The sequence below is a fragment of the Microbacterium sp. OR16 genome, from assembly GCF_047306725.1.
Taxonomy (GTDB): Bacteria; Actinomycetota; Actinomycetes; order Actinomycetales; family Microbacteriaceae; genus Microbacterium.
This window is the reverse complement of record NZ_JAZEXK010000001.1, coordinates 858,713-879,024: the sequence shown is the minus strand read 5'-3', so window position 1 is coordinate 879,024 and position 20,312 is coordinate 858,713. Positions and strand designations below refer to the sequence as shown.

20 protein-coding genes and 1 tRNA gene are annotated in these 20,312 nt (G+C 69.4%); 9 read left to right on the top strand and 12 right to left on the bottom strand.

From position 1 onward, the window contains the following. Positions 1 to 33: 33 nt before the first annotated feature. Positions 34 to 675, top strand: coding sequence for an FMN-binding negative transcriptional regulator (locus V2S05_RS04265; protein ID WP_413634059.1), 642 nt, complete (start codon positions 34 to 36; stop codon positions 673 to 675). Beyond that, positions 669 to 2,159, top strand: coding sequence for an amidohydrolase (locus V2S05_RS04260; RefSeq protein WP_413635236.1), 1,491 nt, complete (start codon positions 669 to 671; stop codon positions 2,157 to 2,159). The genes V2S05_RS04265 and V2S05_RS04260 overlap by 7 nt, the downstream gene beginning before the upstream one ends. 99 nt (positions 2,160 to 2,258) lie before the next feature. On the opposite strand, the gene V2S05_RS04255 is transcribed toward V2S05_RS04260, so the two are convergent. Continuing rightward, a complete protein-coding gene (locus tag V2S05_RS04255) occupies positions 2,259 to 2,744 on the bottom strand; it encodes a Dps family protein (RefSeq protein WP_271637503.1) in 486 nt (161 codons plus the stop codon). Positions 2,745 to 2,883: 139 nt separating this feature from the next. On the opposite strand from V2S05_RS04255, the gene V2S05_RS04250 reads away from it, so the two are divergent. Together V2S05_RS04250 and V2S05_RS04245 are read left to right on the top strand one after the other, a co-directional pair. Further along, complete coding sequence (locus V2S05_RS04250) at positions 2,884 to 3,420, top strand: gamma carbonic anhydrase family protein (RefSeq protein WP_271637504.1); 537 nt, start codon at positions 2,884 to 2,886, stop codon at positions 3,418 to 3,420. A gap of 32 nt (positions 3,421 to 3,452) precedes the next feature. Then, a tRNA-Ile gene (locus tag V2S05_RS04245) sits at positions 3,453 to 3,526 on the top strand. A 33-nt stretch (positions 3,527 to 3,559) separates the two neighbouring features. Here V2S05_RS04245 and V2S05_RS04240 read toward each other — a convergent pair. Next, entirely contained in the window at positions 3,560 to 3,766 is a 207-nt protein-coding gene (locus V2S05_RS04240) for a CDGSH iron-sulfur domain-containing protein (protein WP_101186704.1), read from the bottom strand. A gap of 171 nt (positions 3,767 to 3,937) precedes the next feature. Here V2S05_RS04240 and V2S05_RS04235 point away from each other — a divergent pair, with 171 nt between their 5' ends. After that, entirely contained in the window at positions 3,938 to 4,987 is a 1,050-nt protein-coding gene (locus tag V2S05_RS04235; RefSeq protein ID WP_413634057.1) for an iron-containing redox enzyme family protein, read from the top strand. On the opposite strand, the gene V2S05_RS04230 is transcribed toward V2S05_RS04235, so the two are convergent. Beyond that, positions 4,975 to 5,193 carry a hypothetical protein gene (locus V2S05_RS04230; RefSeq protein WP_413634056.1) on the bottom strand — a complete coding sequence of 73 codons (219 nt, stop codon included), beginning with the start codon at positions 5,191 to 5,193 and terminating at the stop codon, positions 4,975 to 4,977. The genes V2S05_RS04235 and V2S05_RS04230 overlap by 13 nt on opposite strands. A gap of 142 nt (positions 5,194 to 5,335) precedes the next feature. Here V2S05_RS04230 and V2S05_RS04225 point away from each other — a divergent pair, with 142 nt between their 5' ends. Beyond that, positions 5,336 to 6,343, top strand: a complete 1,008-nt coding sequence (locus tag V2S05_RS04225; protein ID WP_413634054.1) for a YihY/virulence factor BrkB family protein — start codon at positions 5,336 to 5,338, stop codon at positions 6,341 to 6,343. 4 nt (positions 6,344 to 6,347) lie between these two features. On the opposite strand, the gene V2S05_RS04220 is transcribed toward V2S05_RS04225, so the two are convergent. Further along, entirely contained in the window at positions 6,348 to 7,214 is an 867-nt protein-coding gene (locus V2S05_RS04220) for a DUF72 domain-containing protein (protein WP_413634053.1), read from the bottom strand. Between the two features lie 98 nt (positions 7,215 to 7,312). Here V2S05_RS04220 and V2S05_RS04215 point away from each other — a divergent pair, with 98 nt between their 5' ends. After that, the gene (locus V2S05_RS04215; RefSeq protein ID WP_413634051.1) at positions 7,313 to 7,534 is read left to right on the top strand and encodes a hypothetical protein; all 222 of its coding nucleotides are present in this window, start codon (positions 7,313 to 7,315) and stop codon (positions 7,532 to 7,534) included. An 11-nt stretch (positions 7,535 to 7,545) separates the two neighbouring features. On the opposite strand, the gene V2S05_RS04210 is transcribed toward V2S05_RS04215, so the two are convergent. Both V2S05_RS04210 and V2S05_RS04205 read right to left on the bottom strand, forming a co-directional pair. Beyond that, a complete protein-coding gene (locus V2S05_RS04210; RefSeq protein WP_413634050.1) occupies positions 7,546 to 8,814 on the bottom strand; it encodes an alpha/beta fold hydrolase in 1,269 nt (422 codons plus the stop codon). Beyond that, positions 8,814 to 10,838, bottom strand: a complete 2,025-nt coding sequence (locus V2S05_RS04205) for a DUF262 domain-containing protein (RefSeq protein WP_413634049.1) — start codon at positions 10,836 to 10,838, stop codon at positions 8,814 to 8,816. The genes V2S05_RS04210 and V2S05_RS04205 overlap by 1 nt, the downstream gene beginning before the upstream one ends. A 171-nt stretch (positions 10,839 to 11,009) precedes the next feature. Here V2S05_RS04205 and V2S05_RS04200 point away from each other — a divergent pair, with 171 nt between their 5' ends. Both V2S05_RS04200 and V2S05_RS04195 read left to right on the top strand, forming a co-directional pair. Further along, positions 11,010 to 11,783 carry a hypothetical protein gene (locus tag V2S05_RS04200; RefSeq protein WP_333909441.1) on the top strand — a complete coding sequence of 258 codons (774 nt, stop codon included), beginning with the start codon at positions 11,010 to 11,012 and terminating at the stop codon, positions 11,781 to 11,783. A 177-nt stretch (positions 11,784 to 11,960) separates the two neighbouring features. Then, the gene (locus V2S05_RS04195; protein WP_413634048.1) at positions 11,961 to 12,464 is read left to right on the top strand and encodes a DUF3145 domain-containing protein; all 504 of its coding nucleotides are present in this window, start codon (positions 11,961 to 11,963) and stop codon (positions 12,462 to 12,464) included. Between the two features lie 144 nt (positions 12,465 to 12,608). Here the strand turns inward: V2S05_RS04195 and V2S05_RS04190 are convergent, their stop codons facing one another. The 6 genes from V2S05_RS04190 to aceE form a co-directional block, all read right to left on the bottom strand. After that, entirely contained in the window at positions 12,609 to 13,844 is a 1,236-nt protein-coding gene (locus V2S05_RS04190; RefSeq protein WP_413634046.1) for a beta-ketoacyl-[acyl-carrier-protein] synthase family protein, read from the bottom strand. Between the two features lie 79 nt (positions 13,845 to 13,923). Next, positions 13,924 to 14,172: an acyl carrier protein gene (locus V2S05_RS04185; RefSeq protein ID WP_071641880.1), complete on the bottom strand. Its 249-nt coding sequence runs from the start codon at positions 14,170 to 14,172 to the stop codon at positions 13,924 to 13,926. Between the two features lie 64 nt (positions 14,173 to 14,236). Next, the gene (locus V2S05_RS04180; protein WP_413634045.1) at positions 14,237 to 15,235 is read right to left on the bottom strand and encodes a beta-ketoacyl-ACP synthase III; all 999 of its coding nucleotides are present in this window, start codon (positions 15,233 to 15,235) and stop codon (positions 14,237 to 14,239) included. Then, complete coding sequence (locus V2S05_RS04175; protein WP_413634044.1) at positions 15,232 to 16,167, bottom strand: ACP S-malonyltransferase; 936 nt, start codon at positions 16,165 to 16,167, stop codon at positions 15,232 to 15,234. The genes V2S05_RS04180 and V2S05_RS04175 overlap by 4 nt, the downstream gene beginning before the upstream one ends. A gap of 108 nt (positions 16,168 to 16,275) precedes the next feature. Next, entirely contained in the window at positions 16,276 to 17,466 is a 1,191-nt protein-coding gene (locus V2S05_RS04170; RefSeq protein ID WP_413635234.1) for a PucR family transcriptional regulator, read from the bottom strand. Between the two features lie 28 nt (positions 17,467 to 17,494). Continuing rightward, positions 17,495 to 20,221: a pyruvate dehydrogenase (acetyl-transferring), homodimeric type gene (aceE, locus tag V2S05_RS04165; protein WP_413634043.1), complete on the bottom strand. Its 2,727-nt coding sequence runs from the start codon at positions 20,219 to 20,221 to the stop codon at positions 17,495 to 17,497. Positions 20,222 to 20,312 lie beyond the last annotated feature (91 nt).

The window sequence follows — 20,312 nt, the reverse complement described above, 5'->3', positions numbered from 1 at the left end:
GTGGTGCGGCCGGGTCGGCCATAGGCTTGCAGGGTGCGTCAGAACCCCAGCTTCGCCATGGCAGACCCGGCCGAACTGCGCCGGATCATCGAGCTCAACCCGTGGGCCACCCTCATCAGCGACGCGGATGACGGGCTCGTCGCCTCGCACTACGTCGTGCTGCTCGACGAGGAGCGCGACGATCTCACGGTGGTGGGTCATGTGGGGCGTCCGGACGATCTCATCCACGGCCTGGGCGAGCGCGAAGTTCTCATCGCCTTCCAGGGTCCGCACGGCTACATCTCGCCCGGATGGTACGGCGATGTGCCGGCGGTGCCTACATGGAACCACGTGTCGGTGCACCTCAGCGGCGTCCCCGAGATCCTCTCCGAGGCCGAGAACCTGCGAGTGCTCGAGCGGATGGTCGACGTCTTCGAGAACCGGATGCCGAGTCCTCGCGGCATGTGGCAGCTGCCCAACGACGAGACGTTCGTGCATCGCCTCGCCGCGGGGACGGTCGGCTTCCGGCTCACGCCGGCGAAGGTCGTCGCGAAGCGCAAGCTGAGCCAGAACAAGCCATCCGAGACCATCGACAAGGTGGTCGCGGCGCTCGAGGGCGACGGCCCTCAGTCCAACCGGGCATTGGCCGCCGAGATGCGCCGCGCCCGCGACGCGCGCCGAGGGGATCGATCGTGACCGCGCGCGGCGATCATGTCGACCTCGTGCGCGCGGTGCGGCTGAGCGGACCGCTGGCGCTCACCTTCGGCGATGAGCCCGTCGACCTCGTGATCCGTGACGGACGCCTCGCCGACGCGGCACCGACGGGTGTGCTGCCGCCGAGCGGGCTGGTGCTCGACGGCGAGGGGCGCCGGGTGGTCGCGGGACTGTGGGACCACCATGTGCACACCGTGCAGTGGGCGCTGAACGCCGACCGCGTGCAGCTGGGCGAGGTGCACAGCGCCGCGGAGGCGGCACGGGTCATGGGCGATGCTGACGCTCTCGCGGATGGTCGACGCGTGGGCGCCGGGATGCGGGACGCTCTCTGGGCGGATGCGCCGTCCCTCACCCTGCTCGATGAGCGCACCGGGGGCCGACCGACGTACCTGATCAACGCCGACGTGCACAGTGTGTGGCTGAACTCGGCTGCGTTCCAGCGCGAGGGGTTCGCTCCGACTGAGGACGGGATGCTCAGGGAGGAGGACGCCTTCGAGATCTCGCGGCGCCTGAACGCGGCGGACGATCTCACGGCCGACGCGGCGGTCCTGCGCGCGGGCGAGCGGGCCGCCGCTCGCGGGATCACCGGCCTCGTCGATTTCGACATGGCGTGGAACGCGCAGGCGTGGCGGCGCCGTGCGGATGCCGGGTTCGCCGCGCACCGGGTCGAGTTCGCCTTCTATGCGGCGGACCTGCCGCGGGCGATCGCGGAGGGGCTCCGCACGGGCGAGGAGCTGCCCGGCACGAACGGGCTCGTGCACGTCGGCCCCCTCAAGCTCATCACCGATGGCTCGCTCGGCACGCGCACAGCCGCGTGCTCGCACGCGTACGACGATGACGTGACCAACTTCGGCGTGCTCACGATCGACCCCGACCGCCTCCGCGATCTGCTCACGCAGGCGACAGCGTCAGGGATCGATGCGGCCGTGCACGCCATCGGCGACCGCGCCGTGGCATCAGCCCTTGACGCGTTCACCTATACCCAGGCGCGGGGCACGATCGAGCACGCACAGCTGGTGCGGCACGCCGACCTCGCCCGCTTCGCCCGCCTGGGCGTCGTGGCCAGCGTGCAGCCCGAGCACGCCGTCGACGATCGCGACATGGTCGGCAGCCTGTGGCAGCACCAGCGGGCACTGAGTCACCCGCTCGCATCGCTGTTCGCGGCCGGCATCCCGGTGCGGTTCGGATCGGACGCCCCGGTGGCGCCCCTCGACCCGTGGACGACGATCGCGGCGGCCGTGCACCGCACCGCAGACGAACGCGAGCCGTGGCAGCCGGCGGAACGGGTGGGAGTCGCATCCGCGCTGCGAGCGAGCAGCCGTCACGGCGACACCGATCTCGAGATCGGCGGCGCCGCGGACCTCGTGCTGTGCGGCGCCGATCCGCTGACCGCCGATCGCGCCGAGCTGAGCCGGATGCCCGTCGCGGCGACGCTTCTGCGCGGCAGCCTCACGCACGTGGAGTGAGCGCACCGGACGCGGAGCGCGAGAAGGGCGCCGCAGCGATGCTGCAGCGCCCCTCCCGGTCACGCGGGGTCAGGTCCCGCGGTCAGGCTCCGCCATGTGTCAGGCCGCGATGTGCGAGATGAGGAACCAGCGGTCCTTCTCCAGCCCTCGCTGGATCTCGATGGCCACGTCCTGACTGGTCAGGTCGACCTCGTCGAGACCGTCGACGGCGGCCTTCACGTCGACGAGGATCGCGTCGATGTCGCCGATCACCGCGCGGATGAGCTCATCCGACTGCTCGAAGCCGGCGGGGACGGCGGTGCGGCCGGCGCGCTCTGCGACGGTCTGCACGCGGGCGTCGATCGGCAGGCCGAGGGCGACGATGCGCTCTGCGGCCGTGTCGGCGAAGTCGCCGGCGTGCTCGACGATCGTGTCGAGCAGCTCGTGGACGCCGACGAAGTTCGCACCGCGCACGTGCCAGTGCGCCTGCTTGCCGTTGACGGTGAGAGCCTGCAGGCCGAGCACCACGGGCGAGAGGAACTGCGCGGCGGCGGCGGCCACGGTCGGGTCGACGGCGATGCTGGGAACGGTCTGGGCCTTGCTCATGTGAACCTCCGAGTGTGTTCTGCCACGTCTTCTGAGTACAACGCTACTCAGCGCCGACCATTCCGCAAGCAAGCGTAGGCAACGCTTACCGGCCCTGATTTCCGCGGAATCACGCGGAAGTGAGGGTAGTCTCACCTTCATGAGCATCGCCGAGAACGCTTCTGTCATCGCCCTCGGATCGCGGGTTCCCCGGATCGGCGCCGAAGCCTTCGTCGCCGACGGCGCACGCATCATCGGAGACGTCGTGCTGGGTGAGTCCGCGAGCGTGTGGTACAACGCGGTGCTGCGCGCGGACTCGGCGGCCATCGCCGTCGGTGCGCGCAGCAACGTACAGGACAACGTCTCGGTGCATGTCGACAGCGCGCATCCGGTCGTCATCGGAGAGGACGTCTCGATCGGGCACAACGCCGTCGTGCACGGGTGCACGATCGGCGACGGCTCGCTCGTCGGCATGGGGGCCGTAGTGCTGAGCGGTGCGGTGCTCGGCGCCGGATGCCTGATCGCCGGTGGCGCCGTGGTGCTGGGCGGCACGCAGGTGCCGGACGGCTCGCTGGTCGCGGGCGTTCCCGCGAAGGTGCGCAGGCCGCTCACCGATGACGAGCGCCGCGGACTCATCGAGAACGCCGCGATCTACCTCGAGCACACCCGCACGCACGCGGCCGCGCAGACACGATAGCCGGCCGAGCGGGCGGTAGGCTGGTGCTCTACGGGGCGGTGGCCAAGCTGGTTAAGGCAGTGGGCTCATAACCCAACGATCGTCGGTTCAAGTCCGACCCGCCCTACTCTCATGGTCTCGCGCGTTCGGTCTTGCGCGCTCAGTCGTCGGTGCGGAAGCCTGATGTCTTGTGCGCGCCGTCGCAGAACGGCTTGATCGACGACAGCCCGCACCGGCACAGCGCGATCGTCCGGCGGTGACGTTCAATCGGCCGCCCCGCCGCGGACTGCAGGTCGACGTCGCCCCGAACGAGCAGCGGCCCGTCCGTACACGCGGTGATCGTCGGCGCCTCGGTTCTCGCTGTCATGTGCCCTCCTCGTCGCGGTGGAATGCGAGTCTTCCGTCCGCGGGGCTCCCTGGGCAGGGTCTTGACTGCAGGCCGTGGGGGTGTCAAGGGCTGTCATCGTGTCGCCGGGCCCGCCTAGGGTGGGCGCACACGGACGGATCCGGTCGGATCCCCGCCTGACAAAGGAGCCCCATGACGCTCAGCCTCTCCTCCGACGCGACGGCCGTCGCCCTCACACCGCGCGGCCCTCTCAGCGCCGAGCTGCTCGAGGTGCTCGCCGATCGCGCGCCCGAGCAGGCGGAACATCTGCCGCAGCTGGCCCGCGACGCCGTCCTGGTCGAAGATCCGATCACCGACGACGACGTGCAGCTCTCGCTCTTCCTGCTGTATTCCGTTGCATACGGGTCGCTGCCGCAGTTCGGCGCCCACTGGGAATGGGATGTCTCACTTCTCACCACTCGTGCCGTTCTCGAGCGTGCTTTCGAGGATGCCGTGCGCGCCGCGGTGCCGCTGCCCGAGCCGCCGGAGCCCACCCGCGAGGCCGTCGCCGCGGCACTCTTCGCCCTGGCCGCTCCGCAGCCCGGGCCGAGCCTGTCGCACTTCGTGAGCCGCAGGGCCGACGTCGAGCAGGCGCGCGAGCTGCTGATGCAGCGCAGCATCTACACGCTCCGCGAGGCCGACGCGCATTCGTGGGCGATCCCTCGACTGACCGGCCGAGCCAAGGCGGCGCTGATCGAGATCCAGGCCGACGAGTACGGCGGGGGTCGGGTGGAGCGCATGCACCAGGTGATGTTCGCCGACGCGATGCGCGGCGCCGGACTCGACGACACCTACGGCGGGTACATCGACGCCGTGCCGGCGATCACATTCGCCTCGTTCAATCTGATGACGATGTTCGCGCTGAACCGCCGACTGCAGGGCGCCGTGGTGGGTCACCTGGCAGCCTTCGAGATGACCTCCTCGCTGCCGAGTCGGGCGATAGCCGAGGGGCTGAGGCGGCTCGGCTTCGGGGACGACGTGGCGGCGTACTACGACGAGCACGTCGAGGCCGATGCGGTGCACGAGCAGATCGCGGCGCGCGACCTGGCCGGCTCGTTGGCCGAGGACTCGCCGGAGCTCCTCGACGACATCCTCTTCGGAGCCGCGGCCTGCCTCACCGTCGACGGATGGGCGGGCGAGCACATCCTGCATGCGTGGGAGGCAGGCCGCAGCTCGCTGCGCGACGAGCGTCAGCCCGCCTGATCTCCGTCCGAGGCAGGTGCGGACCGCTGATCGGCGGTGTCGCTCTGGGGTCCGCCGATGACGCCGATCCCCACCGCGTCGTGGTCGGGTTCGGGGTCTTCGGGATGCTCGACCTTGGGCTCCTCGCCCGGCTCCTTCTCGGTGCTCGGCTCGTCGAGCTCCTCCGTGGAGGGCTCCTCGTCGGGCTGCTCGTGGATGTTCGACATGTCTGCTCCTTTCCGCTTCCACCGTGGCCGGAGTGAGCCGGGCAGGCAACGGGGTTGACCGGCGCGCGCCGCGCGGTAGCATCGCGGTCGGACCGGACGCAAGGCGGATGCCCGGGTCGCCGGAATCCGGCATCCTGAACCCATGGCGTCAGATGCGCGGGATCCCGAAGTGCAGCGTGACGGCGAGCGTCGGCAGGCGATGGCGCTGATCGTCCGGCGCGTGGCGCGAGGATTCTTCCGCACCTACTGCCCGGATGCGGCGGCCGGGCTGACGTTCTACGCGATCCTCGCGATGTTCCCCGCCCTGATCGCCGCGTTCTCGGTCATCGGCGTGTTCGGTGAGAAGCGCGGCGCGGCCGATGCCGTGCTCGACCTGCTGCGCGAGGTCGCCCCGAAGGACATCGTGCAGGCGCTGCGGCAGCCGCTGGAGCAGGTCGCCTCCACCGCGGGGGCGGGGTGGCTGATCGTGCTGGCGCTCGTGTTCGCGCTGTGGTCGGTCGCCAGATACGTCACGGCACTCGGCCGCGCCATGAACCGCATCTACGGCGTGCCGGAGGGGCGGATGTTCTGGCGGGCGAAGCCGGCCCATCTGCTCGTCACGTTCGCCGTGTTCGTGCTCGTCACCATCGCCTGCGCCTTTGCTGCTCTCAGCTGGCCCCTCGCGCAGGCGCTCGGGCGATCGCTGGGCGCCGGCGAGGTCGCCTTGACGCTCTGGCGCATCGCCCGCTGGCCGGCCGTCGCCCTTGTCGTCTGCCTGATCGTGGCGATCCTGTACTATTTCGCGCCGAACGTCGATCACCCGAAGTTCCGGCTGATGAGTGTGGGGGCACTGGTCGCGATCGCCGCGTTCGCATTGGCATCCCTCGGATTCGGGTTCTACGTCAGCCATCTCGCCGATTACGACCGGATCTACGGGTCGTTCGCCGGTGTGGTGATATTCCTGCTCTGGCTGTGGATCGGCAACATCGCGCTGCTCGTCGGCGCGCTTTTCGACGCCGAACTGGAGCGGGTGCGCGAGCTGCGTCGTGGCGAGCCGGCCGAGCGCGAGCTGCAGCTGTCGCTGCGCGATACGACACGGCTCGAGAAGACCGCCGAGAACGACGTGGCCGACGAGCGGCTGGCACGTCGGCTGCGCCGCACGCGACGCTGACCGATCAGCGCCCGGCCGGCTGCTCGCCGACCAGCCGCGCGAGCGCCACCGCGTCATGCGGCGCATGCCCGCGCGCGTCGTTGTCGAAGTAGACGAAGACGTCGCGGCCCTCGCCCTGTGCCGCCCAGCCGGTGCACCGCTCGGCCCACTCGTGCAGCTCCCGATCGGTGTATCCGCTCGCGTACAGCTCGGACGCGCCGTGCAGTCGCACGTAGACCAGACCCGCGTCACCGGGGTCGAACCGCGGCCATCTGCCGGCGGTGTCCGCGACGGTGAGGGCCACGCCGTGGCGATTCAGGATGTCCGCCGCGCGAGGATCGTCGAAGGTGTCGGAGCGCGGCTCGAGTGCGTAGCGCAGCGGACGATCCTCGACATCCTCCAACCAGGTGCGTCCGTTCATGCGCTCGTCGTGCTGCCGCCCGAGCGCCCTCGCTTCGGCCGTGGTGCGCGGCAGCGCGGCGAGGAACGCTTCGAGGACGCCGGATTCGAACTCCTGCCGCTCCGGCAGCTGCCACAGGATCGGGCCGAGGGTCGGACCGAGCGCGAGCACGCCCGACGCGAAGAAGTTGGCCAGTGCCGCGGTGGTGTCGCGCAGTCGCAGCATGTGCGAGATGTACCGCGATCCCTTGACGGCGAATGTGAAGCCCTCGGGCACCGCGTCGCGCCAGCGCAGGTAGCTCTGCGGGCGCTGCAGCGAGTAGAACGATCCGTTCAGCTCCACGGTCGAGAGGTGCTCGCCGATGTACGCCAGCTCGGCCCGCTGCACCAGGCCCGCCGGGTAGAAGTCGCCGCGCCATGAGCGGTAGCGCCAGCCGGACGTCCCGACGCGGATGCGCGGCACGGCGGCGGGGGAGGGAGGGAGCGAGGTCATCCCGAGCACCATAGGCGTTCGCACCGTCGGCCGCCACGGCCTTGACGTGCGACGAGAGCGCGGTCACGCTGGGAGCCACCGAGGAGGAGGAAGACGAGATGAGTGGTCAGCACGACGGTCGGAGCCCTGACGATCGGAGCACGGAGATTCCCGAGGCGGATGCACTGGAGCAGGGGCGCGATGCCGTCGAGCAGCCGGAGGACCCGGAGCGGACGATCACCGAGCCCCTGCCGGAGGGCGTCGAGGCCGATCCGGCAGACGTCATCGATCAGAGCATCGACGTGCCGGTCGACGACGACGATCGGGAAGAAGAGGCCTGACCGGCGCCCGGTCAGCGCACGCGACGGTCGTGCGCGAGATCGATCAGACGGGGAAGCACAGCGCCGGCGCGCAGCCCGTTGTGCTCGTGCTCACTGGTCACCCAGGTGCGCACACCGGGCAGCAGGCGCGCGGTCTCCATCGAGAACTCGAAGGGCACGTACACGTCGTTCACGTAGACGGCGGCAGCGCCGACCGCTCCGGACGCCTGCACGGCGGCCGCATCGTAGATCCTCGGCCACTCGTGCTCGGCAAGGGCGAGCGCGACATCTCGCCAGGGGCGGAAGGCGGGAACGGTGTCCACCCAGTCACGACGGATGTGCTCGCCGGTGAAGAGCGTCGGATCGGCGGCGAAGTCCGCAGGCTCGACACGCTCCGCCGACCAGCGGGTGGCGTGGCCGGAGGCGTAGCTCGACTCGTGGAACACGAAGTACAGCGGGTTGCGCCCGCCGTACGGCATCGCCGCCGCGAGGTCGTGCCGGAACGCGTTCGAGGCGGGATCGAGCTCGAGCAGCGACCAGAGCGTCTGCCAGCCGTCGTCGGTGCCCAGCGCGGAGCCTGCCGAGCGCAGCCGCGACAGCGAGACCACCTCGCCGTCGGGAAGCGTGAGATCGCCGGCGAGCGCGAGGTCGGCGAGCCGGCGCATCCGATCGCGGTGCGCGGGGAAGCGGTGGTAGTACCGCTCGGACGCGTCGCGCATCTTGTCGTAGCAGAGCGCGTACACCTCGTCGGGCGAGCGGTAGAGCGTGCTCAGACCGCCGGTGATGTAGACCCGGTCGAGCGACGACGCATCGGTGGACAGATAGGCCAGGGTCGTGAATCCGCCGAACGACTGCCCGAGCACATTCCAGCGCTCGGCGCCGAGGTGCTCGCGCAGCGCCTCGCAGTCGCGCACGATGGCATCCGCGCGCAGATGCGAGAGGTGCTCGGCGACCGCCTCAGCGCCTCGGCTCAGGTCGCCGTCGCCCACCGGCGTCGAGCGGCCGGTGCCGCGCTGGTCGAGCAGCACGACGCGGTACTCGGTGAGGGCCGCATCCAGCCACGACGGGGCGGAGGGGGAGCGGAACGGGCGAGGCGCCTCGTGGCCGGGGCCGCCCTGCAGGAACACCAGGTAGGGCAGGTTCTCGCCGCCGGAACGGCTGACGACGGCCGCGAACACGTCGATCGTGCGGGTGTCGGCGTCGTCGCCCCAGACGAGCGGGAGGGTGAGCGTGTGCTCTTCGACCGTGATGTCCTGCATGTGGCGAACAGCGGTCCTGGCGGCGCCGATGGTGGCGGTCATCACATCACGTTCCCTATGTAGGAGTACTTCACGAACACCTCGGAGGCGATGCCGGACTGCTCCAGCACACCCTGCAGCGCCGTCATCATGTAGTGCGAGTCCCATCCCATGTAGAGGAAGTGCGACTCGTCGAACTCGTCCCACTGGCCCTTCCAGGCCATCTCGTCGTAGAGCGGACCGCCGTGCTCAGCGCTGTAGGCGAGGGCGGCGGCGCGGTCATCTGTCCATGCACGACGGAAGATGCGGTTGAACAGAGCGCGGACGTCCTTGATCTCCCAGTGCTCGCCGCGGTACTCGCAGTAGTCGAACTCGCGCTCCCACCCGGCGGGCCACCCGCGGCGGCGCACGGCGTCGAGCACGGGCGTGAGCCCGTCGTCATCGATCTCCCCGACGTCCGGTCGGGGCCAGATCCTCAACAGCTGCGCGGTCAGACGCACGGTTCGGGCGGCGATCGCCGCCGTGTTCCACGCCGGGACGTCCGCCAGTTCTCGGGTGGCCGAGATCGAGCTGCGCGCATACGCGCGATCGCGCTTCTCGGGGAACGAGGCACCGAACACGCGCAGGGTGAGCGAGTCCTCGAGCAGGGTGAGGTTGCCGAGAGTCGGCGTCAGCGCCCGGTGCGCATTCTGCTCGTCTTCGGTGTACTCGTTCCACGGTCGTGAGCCATCGCCGCTCCACGACGTGGCGGGAACGGGCGGGACGATGGTCTCGACGTCGTAGTCCGACAGGTCCTCGACGCCCTCGATCCGCCCGAGCACGTACGCGGGGTGGGGGAGTTCGCCGTACTTGAGCACCGCGCTGATCCGCTCATCCGACGGAGTGATGCGGCCGATGGCGCGCATCAGCGCATCATGCCCCTCGGTGCGGGCGCGGCACAGCCGGGCGATGAGACGATCGGTCGGCAGGCCGACGATCGCGCGGCGCAGGAACAGCGCCTGCACCCACTCCAGCACGTCGATCAGCTGCTCTCGCGGAATGCTGCCGCGACGGTGATCGGCGTAGGCGCTCATCACCAGCGGATACGAGGTGCGCCCGAAGGTGTTCAGCAGGTTCAGCTGAAGGCGGAGTCCCGCGTCCGACTCGCGGGACGGGTCGAGGAGGATGCCGTAGATCTCGGCGTACTCACGCCATACCGACGCATCCGATCGCAGGTGCTCGACGTCGAGTCGGGGGAACGACCCGCGGAACGCCGCGTAGACGCCGTGCTCCCCGGCCGCGTCGATCTCGCGCCCGGTCGTCATGACGAGGTAGTGCCGCCAGAACGCGCCGATCGTCTCGCCGGTGTGCTGTTCGATCGGCAGCCAGAAATCCCGCTCGATGCGCTGCTGCTCGGCGTGGGAGAGACCCATCAGGATGTAGTTGTGAATGAGCTCGTGGTCGCGCAGCGGCTGCCCGGTCGAGTTCAGGCTCTCAAAGATCTGCTGAGCGCTGGCCTGTGGTCCCAGAGTGATCGACACATGCTCGAGGCGCTGCAGACCGCGCCAGATGGCGGGCGCCTCGTCGGCGTGCACCTGACTGCGGAAGAAGGCGTAGTTGTCGTCGAAGCGCGATTCGCGATCGCCGTCGTCGCGCCGGTCGAGCACCACCGATTCGTACAGGCCGGCCCACGCATCGTGAGGGCGCAGCTTCGTGCGCGCGGGATCGTCTGCGCGCACCAGCACCCGCTGCAGCTCAGCTGCGAGCGCCGGGTCGCTGTCCCGGACGGTGTGGTGCAGCGCGGCGATGAGCAGCATGATCGTGGTGATCCGCTGCTGCCCGTCGATGAGGATCAGATCGTCGTGCTCCGCACCCCCGCTTGCATGACCCGATGCGGAATCGCGGCCCGACAGGATCGAGCCGATGAAATGGCGGTGACCGTCGTCCTCACCGGCGACCGCACGGATGTCGGAGAGCAGCTTCTCGCACCCCCCGATGTCCCATCGGTACTGGCGCTGATAGACCGGGACGACGATGTTGGTCGCGGGAGCGGAGAGCCACTCGATCGTTCCCGTCGCGTGTGCCTCGACATTGGTCGCCGTTGCCATGACTGCGTGATTCCTCCGGACGGCGGGGTGACGAGCCGCCGGATCGAGTCTAGTCCGGGGCGATTTTCCCCGGCCGAGCCGCCGGGGCGCGTCCAGGAGCCCGAGGTAGGCTTGCCTAAGTAGGGCCTGTTAAAACGTGCTGGCCCATTACGAAAGGACATGACTCAGATCATGGGATACATCAAGTCCGCAGCCCTCGAAGACAAGGGATTCGTCATCCTCGACAGCTACGGCGGGGAGATGGACCCGAAGGAATGGCTCGACATCGAGTATGTCGACTGGAAGTCTTCGGGCGACACCCGCTTCTCACCTCTCGCCAGCGCGAAGGGCGAGATCGAGTGCAACGGCTTCTGGAACCACAAGCCGCCGCGCACCGACAAGGACGGCGTCTGGATCGACTCGCAGACCGCGATCGCTCCGACCCTGACCGCTCGCGCCAAGGAGCCGGGTGCCAACGTCGGTCGCTGCCGTGTCATCGAGCTGCAGCCCACGCCGTACGGCGAGTGCCTCTACAACCTGCACCAGGACGACAACAACCGTCTCAACCCCGACGGCACCGGCTGGGTCGTGCGCGGGTTCTTCAACCTCACCGACGACAAGGACAGCTACTTCGTCCTGCGTGAGAACCGCACCGACCCGAGCATCGAGTACCGCATCGCGCTTCCCGCCGGCGCTCAGCTCATCGTCGACACCCAGCGTCTGTGGCACGCCACCACCCACAACGGCACCGAGCCGCGCTACTGCCTGATCACCTCGTGGGAGTCGGGCCCCGAGCTCGATGCCTACATCGAGAAGTACCACGGCACCGACCAGCACGAGCAGGTCGAGGTGCCGCAGGACGTGCTCGAGGCCGGCTACGCGGAGCAGGCTCGTCGCGATGCCGCTCGCGCCGCCTACTACGCAGCCAAAGGGCAGCAGGCCAAGCTCGCGATGAGCGAGGCGTAACCCTTCTGTCTACTACGATGGCGGCCTCGGTCATCACGACCGGGGCCGCCGTCGCATGCGGAATGACAATCTTGTGATTCGCGCTGTTCTGGGCGATAATCGCCGTACAACCGCATAGTTCGCCGCATCTTCGGATCAGGTCGTAGGGGAAGACGTACCTGATGAAACGGAGAGATCATGGCGACGGGATACGCACGCGGAGTGGTGTTCGTCCACTCCGCTCCACGCGCGCTCTGCCCGCACCTCGAATGGGCGGTAGGACGCGCCATCGGTCGTGCCGTCAACTTTGAGTGGAGCGATCAGCCGGTGCAGCAGGGCACCCGCCGCGCGGAATTCTACTGGGACGCGCCCGCCGGGACGGGCGCTGCCCTCGCGACGGCGATCCGCGGCTGGGAGCACCTGCGCTTCGAGGTCTCGGAGGATCCGACGCCGGGCAGCGAGGGCGGCCGCTGGCTGCACACGCCCGATCTCGGCATCCACTACGCCCAGACCGACTCCGCGGGCAACATCGTGATCGGCGAGGACCGGATCCGCTATGCGATGGAGATCGCGGCGGGCAATGCGTCCGAGCTGCAGCGCGAGCTGGATGTCGCGCTCGGCTCGGCATGGGACGAGGAGCTCGAGCCGTTCCGGCACGCGGGCGACGACACGCACGTCGTCTGGCTGCACAAGGTGGGTTGACTCGGGCGCAGACGTGCGGGAGAGGCGCGAGTAGCGGGATCCGGTGGGGGCACCCGGAGACCGGGGAAGCGAATCTCCCGCATCAGACGAAGCCCCCGCCGGAAAGGCGGGGGCTTCGTGATGTCCGCAGCGAGTCGCCCGGCGTCAGGCGCTGCGGAAGGCGACGACGGCGTTGTGTCCGCCGAAGCCGAACGAGTTGCTGATCGCGAGCAGGTCGCCGTCGCCGAGCGGCTGCGGCTCGGTGGAGAGCTTGAAGGGCACGGCGGGGTCGGGCTCGGTCATGTTGATCGTCGGGGGAGCGATGCGGTCGCGCAGCGCGAGGATGGTGAACACGGCCTCGAGCGCCCCCGTGCCGCCGAGCAGGTGGCCCGTCGACGCCTTGGTCGCCGAGACGGGGATCTCGTCGATGCGGTCTCCGAAGACGCGCTTGAGGGCCTCGTACTCGTTCGGGTCGCCGACCGGGGTGGAGGTGGCGTGAGCGTTGATGTGCGCGACCTCGTCCGGCGACGCGCCCGCCTGCGCGAGAGCCGCCTCGACCGCGCGTGCAGCGCCGGCGCCCTCCGGGTCGTTCCCGGTGATGTGGTACGAGTCGGCGGTTACTCCGCCGCCCACCACGTATGCGTAGATCTTCGCGCCCCGGGCCTTGGCGTGCTCCTCGGTCTCGAGGACGAGTGCGGCTCCGCCTTCACCCATCACGAAGCCGTCGCGGTCGATCGCGCCGGGGCGGGATGCCGTCGCCGGGTCGTCGTTGCGCCGGGAAAGCGCCTGGGCGGAAGCGAACGACGCCATGGTGATCGGGTGGATCGCCGACTCGGCGCCACCGGCGATCACGACATCGGCGAGGCCGTCCTGCAGGTGCTCGTACGCGTTCGCGATCGACTCGGTGCTCGACGCGCAGGCGCTGACGACAGTGCGGGCGAAGGCCTTCGCATTGAAGTGGAGGGAGAGGTTGCCGGCGCCGGCGTTCGGCATGAGCATGGGGACGGTCAGCGGCATGACGCGCCGCGGTCCCTTCTCGCGAAGAGTGTCCCAGGCGTCGAGTAGCGTCCAGACACCGCCGATGCCGGTCGCCCAGTCGACGCCCAGTCGCTCGGGGGCGACGTCGGGTGCACCGGCGTCCTCCCACGCCTCGCGGGCCGCGATCATCGCGAACTGGGTCGACGGGTCGAGGCGCTTCGCCTCATGCCGGGGCAGCACCTCCTCGGGACGGACGATGGCCTCCGCGGCGAAGTGCACGGGGATCTGATACTTCTCGATCCAGTCGTGCGGCAGCGTGCGGGTGCCGGACCGGCCGGCGAGCAGGTTCGCCCAGTTCTCGGGAGCCGTGCCGCCCAGAGCGGACGTGGCGCCGATGCCGGTGACGACGATGCGCTTGGTCATGGGGGTCCTTCGTGAGGAGGAGGGATCGGTGCAGGAGGATGCCACGCCCCGCGGTCCGCGGGGGTGGCATCCGCGGGTGTTACTCCTGGCCGGCGACGATGAAGTTGACGGCGTCGGCGACGGTCTTGAGGTTCTTGACCTCGTCGTCGGGGATCGTGACGCCGAACTTCTCCTCGGCGTTGACGACGATCGTCATCATCGAGATCGAGTCGATGTCGAGGTCGTCGGTGAACGACTTCTCCATCGTGACCTCGGACGCGTCGATGCCCGTCTCGTCGGTGACCAGCTCAGCAAGGCCGGCGAGGACCTCGTCGTTGGTGAGAGCCATGGTGTTTCCTACTTTCTCGGAATGGGTTGAACCGGTGAACAGTCTAGGGAAGGCGCGCACCCGATCAGGGGAGCACGACAACCTGCGCGCCGAAGACCAGGCCGGCGCCGAATCCGATCTGCAGCGCCAGGCCGCCGCTCAGCTCCGGGTGCTCCTCGAGCAGACGGTGCGTCGCAAGCGGGATCGAGGCGGCCGAGGTGTTGCCGGTGGTCTCGATGTCGCGCGCGATGACGGTGCTCTCGGGCAGCTTCAGCTGCTTGGCGAACTCCTCGATGATTCGCATGTTCGCCTGGTGGGGGATGAATGCGGCGAGGTCGGATGCCTCGATGCCGGCTCGCTCGAGCGCTTCGCGAGCGACCTTGGCCATCTCCCACACGGCCCAGCGGAACACGCTCGGTCCCTCCTGGCGGAGAGTCGGCCAGGGTGCCTTCCCGTCGCGGAAGTCGGTGAGGGTGTGGTTCATGCCCACGAGGTCGGACTTCGAGCCGTCCGAGCCCCAGATGGTCGCGGAGATGCCCGGTGTCTCGCTCGGACCGATCACCACGGCTCCGGCTCCGTCACCGAGCAGGAAGGAGATGCTGCGGTCGGTGGGGTCGACGACGTCGGAGAGCTTCTCGGCGCCGATGACGACGGCGTGTCGGGCGGCTCCGGCGCGGATGAGCGCGTCCGCCTGCGCGATGGCGTAGGCGTACCCGGCGCAGGCGGCGTTCATGTCGTACGCCGCCGCGGGGGTCGCACCGATGCGGTCGGCCACGATGGCGGCCACCGAGGGGGTCTGCTTCGGGTTGCTGATCGTCGCGACGATCACGAGGTCGATCTCGGCCGGATCGACGCCCGAGCGCTCGACGGCCTCCTTCGCCGCGGCGGTGGACAGCTCGATCACGCTCGTCTCGGGGACGGCGCGGGTGCGGGTGATGATGCCCGTGCGCTGCCGGATCCATTCGTCGCTGGAGTCGATCGGCCCGACCAGGTCGTCGTTGGGCACGGCGTTCTCGCCGCGCGCTGCGCCGACCGAGTAGATGCGCGTGTGGGCGGGGCCGGTGGCCTGCTTGAGAGTGCTCACGAGACTGCTCCGTTCTGCGATGCCCCGGCGAGCAGCTCAGCCGCCGCGTCGAGGTCGTCGGGGGTCTTCACTGCGACATTCGGCACGCCTCGCAGGCCGCGCTTGGCCAGGCCGGAGAGCGCGCCGGCCGGCGCGACCTCGATGAAGCCGGTGATGCCCGCGTCGGTGAACGACGCCATGCACAGGTCCCAGCGCACCGGGGACGACACCTGGGTCACGATGCGTTCGAGTGCGTCGCGCCCTGAGTCGACGACGGCGCCGTCTCGATTCGACCACAGGGTGAGGGTCGGCTCGCCCGCCGGGACGTCCGACACGGCGGCGCGCAGCGTGTCGACGGCGGAGGACATGTACGAGGTGTGGAATGCGCCCGCGACCTGCAGCGGCATCACACGCACGCCGCGCGGAGCCCGTTCGGCCAGCTGTGCGAGCGCGGGCAGCGCGCCTGCGGCGACGATCTGGCCGGCCACGTTGTAGTTCGCGGGAGTGAGCTCGAGCTCTTCGAGCAGCGCGAGGACGTCGTCGGCGTCTCCGCCGAGCACGGCGCTCATCCCGGTCGGGGTCTGCGCCGCGGCATCCGCCATCGCGCGTCCGCGGATGCCGACCAGCCGCATCGCGTCGTCGGCGGTCAGCACCTCGGCGCCGGCCAGGGCGGCGAGCTCGCCCACCGAGTGACCGGCCACTCCGTCCGGCCGACGGCCGGCGCGCCGGGACAGCTGGTCTGCCGCGACCAGCGAGGCCGCGACGATGAGCGGCTGTGCGATGCGGGTGTCGCGGATGGTCTCGGCGTCTGATTCGGTGCCGTGCGCGATCAGGTCGACCTCGGCGGCCTCCGAGTAAGCGGCCAGCTGGTCGGCGACTCCGTCGAGCTCGAGCCAGGGGGCGAGGAAGCCAGGGGTCTGAGAGCCCTGTCCGGGCGATGCGACGACGATCACCAGTCCAGTCTGCCAACGATCAGGCGCGGGTGGTGGATGAAACATCACAACAATCGGCAGATCGATTGTGCGTGGCGCACATGTCCCGCGCTGCGGGGAACGTTCGGATCAGCGGCGTCGCGCCACGGCGCGCCGTCGTGACGGCTCGGCGCTGCCGATCGACCCGAGGATCAGCGCCGTCTGCAGGATCAGCGCCTCGCGCGGACCGGTTGCGTCCCAGCCGATCACCTCGGTGACGCGCTTGAGTCGATAGCGCACCGTGTTCGGGTGCACGAACAGCTCGCGCGCCGTCGCCTCGAGCGATCGGCCGTTGTCGAGGTAGCTCCACAGCGTCGTGACCAGATCGGTGGAATGCGCCTGCAGGGGCCGGAAGATCCGCTCGATGAGCGTCTGCTTCGCCAGCGTGTCGCCGGCCAGCGCGCGCTCGGGCAGCAGGTCGTCGGCCTCGACCGGGCGGGGTGCTCCGCGCCAGGCGCGTGCGACGGCGAAGCCGGCGAGGGCGGCACGGGCGCTCTGCCCGGCGTCGACGAGGGCGCTCACCGGGGGGCCGAGCACCACATACCCGGGGCCGAACGAAGGCTCCAGGCGCTGCGCGATCTCGCTGAACGGCAGCTCCTCGCCCTCGTCCTCCTTGCCGGCGACACGGGCGCGACCGATGACGAGCACGAGGCGCGAACCCTGCACGCCGATCAGCACATCGACCGACATGCGCCGCGCGGTGCGCCGCACGAGGTCGACGTCGAACTGCGGGGGAGTCGTGCCGACGATGACGCTGACCTCGCCATGGCCGTGCCAGCCGAGGGCGGCGATGCGGCTGGGCAGCTCCTCGTCGGCCTCGCCGGTGAGGATCGAGTCGACTACGAGGGCCTCGAGCCGCGCATCCCACAGCCCCCGGGCCTCGGCGGCGCGGGCGTACACGTCAGCCGAGGCGAACGCGACGTCGCGCGAGTACAGCAGGATCGCCTCGCGCAGATCCTCCCCGCGTCCCGCGACTCGCTCCTCAGTGACCTCGACCGTGACGCGGATCAGCTGCAGGGTCTGCTGCAGGCTGACGCTGCGCAGCAGCTCACGGGGAGCCGCGGCGAAGATGTCGGCGGCAATCCAGGGCGTGGACGTCGGATCCTCGTACCACTGGATGAACGAGGTGATGCCGGCCTGTGCCACCAGCCCGACGGCGGAGCGTCGGGCCGGTGGCATGTCGGCGTACCACGGCAGGGTGTCCTCGAGCCGCTTGATCGTCACCGTGGCGATGTCGCCGGAGATCCGGCGCAGCCAGGCGAGAGTCGCGGCCTTGTCCATGGCCTGCTGGGAGGTACTGCTCACAGGTTCAGCTCTCGCCGCCCGCGTTCCCGCTGGTGCCGGCGTTCACATCGAACAGGCGGTACTTCTCGATCGCCTGACCGATGACCGAGCGGTCGACCTTGCCCTCGTCGGCCAGCGCCTGCAGGGTGCGGACCACCATGGACGGGCCGTCGATCTTGAAGAAGCGACGAGCCGCGGCACGGGTGTCCGAGAAGCCGAAGCCGTCTGCGCCCAGTGTGTAGTACGGGTTGGGCACCCACGGACGGATCTGGTCCTGCACGGCGTGCATGAAGTCGCTGACCGCGACGACCGGGCCCTCTGCGCCCTGCAGCTTCTGGGTGAGGTACGCCGTCTGGGGCTCCTCCTCCGGGTGCAGGAAGTTATGTTCGTCGACGGCGAGACCGTCGTGGCGCAGTTCGCTCCATGAGGTGACCGACCACACATCTGCGCTGACGCCCCAGTCCTGCTGCAGCAGCTCCTGGGCCTCCAGTGCCCACGGCACGCCGACGCCCGAGGCGAACAGCTGGGCCTTGTGGCCCTCGCCCGTACCCGGCTTGACGCGGTGGATGCCGCGGATGATGCCGTCGATGTCCGCATCCTCCGGCTCAGCGGGCTGCACGAGCGGCTCGTTGTACACCGTGATGTAGTACATGACGTCGGGGTCGGGGTGCGAGCCGCCGTACATCCGCTCGAGGCCCGAGCGCACGATGTGCGCGATCTCGTAGCCGTATGCGGGGTCGTACGAGACGGTGGCCGGGTTGGTGGATGCCAGCAGCGGGGAGTGCCCGTCGGCGTGCTGCAGGCCCTCGCCGGTCAGCGTCGTGCGCCCTGCCGTGGCGCCGATGATGAAGCCACGCGCCATCTGGTCGCCGGCCGCCCACATCGCATCTCCGGTGCGCTGGTAGCCGAACATCGAGTAGAAGATGTAGATCGGGATCAGCGGCTCGCCCTGCGTGGAGTACGACGTGCCGGCGGCGGTGAAGGCCGCCATGGCGCCGGCCTCGTTGATGCCGACGTGCACGATCTGACCCTGCGGGCTCTCCTTGTACGCGAGCAGCAGCTGCCGGTCGACGGACGTGTAGTGCTGACCGTTCGGGTTGTAGATCTTCGCGGTCGGGAAGTACGCGTCGATGCCGAAGGTGCGCGCCTCGTCGGGGATGATCGGCACGATGCGGTTGCCGAAGTCCTTCGCCCGCAGCAGATCCTTCAGCAGACGGACGAACGCCATGGTCGTGGCGATCTCCTGCGTGCCGGAACCCTTGCGCGGAAGGGCGTAGGTCGACTCCTCGGGCAGCGTGATCGACGTGTGCGCGGTGCGGCGCTCGGGGATCATGCCGCCGAGGCTGCGGCGACGCTCGAGCATGTACTGGATCGTCTCGTCGTCCTTGCCCGGGTGGTAGTACGGGGGCAGGTACGGGTTCTCTTCCAGCTGCGCGTCCGTGATCGGGACCTGCATGGTGTCGCGGAACGTCTTGAGGTTGTCCAGCGTCATCTTCTTCATCTGGTGGGTCGCGTTGCGGCCCTCGAAGTGCGGTCCGAGGCCGTAGCCCTTGACGGTCTTGGCGAGGATGACGGTGGGCTGGCCCTTGTGCTCCATCGCCGACTTGTAGGCCGCGTACACCTTGCGGTAGTCGTGACCACCGCGGCGGAGGTGCCAGATCTCGTCGTCGGAGAGGTCCTTGACCAGGGCGGCGGCGCGCTCGTCACGACCGAAGAAGTTCTCGCGGATGTACGCGCCCGACTCTGCCTTGTACGTCTGGTAGTCGCCGTCGGGGGTGGCGTTCATGATGTTCAGCAGAGCGCCGTCGGTGTCCCGGGCGAGCAGGTCGTCCCACTCGCGGCCCCAGATGACCTTGATGACGTTCCAGCCGGCGCCCCGGAAGAACGACTCGAGCTCCTGGATGATCTTGCCGTTGCCTCGCACGGGACCGTCGAGACGCTGCAGGTTGCAGTTGATCACGAAGGTGAGGTTGTCGAGGCCCTCGTTCGCCGCCACCTGCAGCTGACCGCGGCTCTCGACCTCGTCCATCTCGCCGTCGCCGAGGAAGGCCCAGACGTGCTGGTCGCCGGTGTCCTTGATGCCGCGGTTGGTGAGGTACTTGTTCGCCTGCGCCTGGTAGATCGCGTTGATCGGACCCAGACCCATCGACACGGTGGGGAACTGCCAGTACTCGGGCATCGACCGCGGGTGCGGGTACGAGGGGAGAGCGTGACCGGCGTGCGACTTCTCCTGACGGAAGCCGTCCATGTCGGCCTCGCTCAGGCGTCCCTCGAGGAACGAGCGGGCGTAGATGCCGGGGGACGCGTGACCCTGGATGAAGATCTGGTCGCCACCGCTGGGGTGGTCCTGGCCGCGGAAGAAGTGGTTGAAGCCGACCTCGTACAGCGAGGCAGCACCGGCGTAGGTGGAGATGTGCCCGCCGACGCCGATGCCGGGGCGCTGCGCGCGGTGCACCGTGATGGCCGCGTTCCAGCGGATCCAGTGGCGGTAGCGGCGCTCGATCTCCTCGTCGCCCGGGAACTCCGGCTCGTTCGACGCGGCGATCGTGTTGATGTAGTCGGTGGTCGGCACCATCGGCACGCCGAGATGACGCTCCTTCGAGCGCTTCAGGAGGCTGAGCATGATCTCCCGGCCGCGGCCGGGACCCTTCGCATCCACCAGCTCGTCGAGCGACTGCTGCCACTCGCCGGTCTCCTCTGGGTCGCTGTCCAGAGGTGCCTGGGAGTACGGATCCTGATCGTGGACGGTCACGTGGAGCCTTTCGTCAAGCTGGCAGGTCGTGCCAAGGAAACGGGATGAGCCGCGGCCGGGCCTTGTCGGCACCGCACAACGCGCGCTGTGC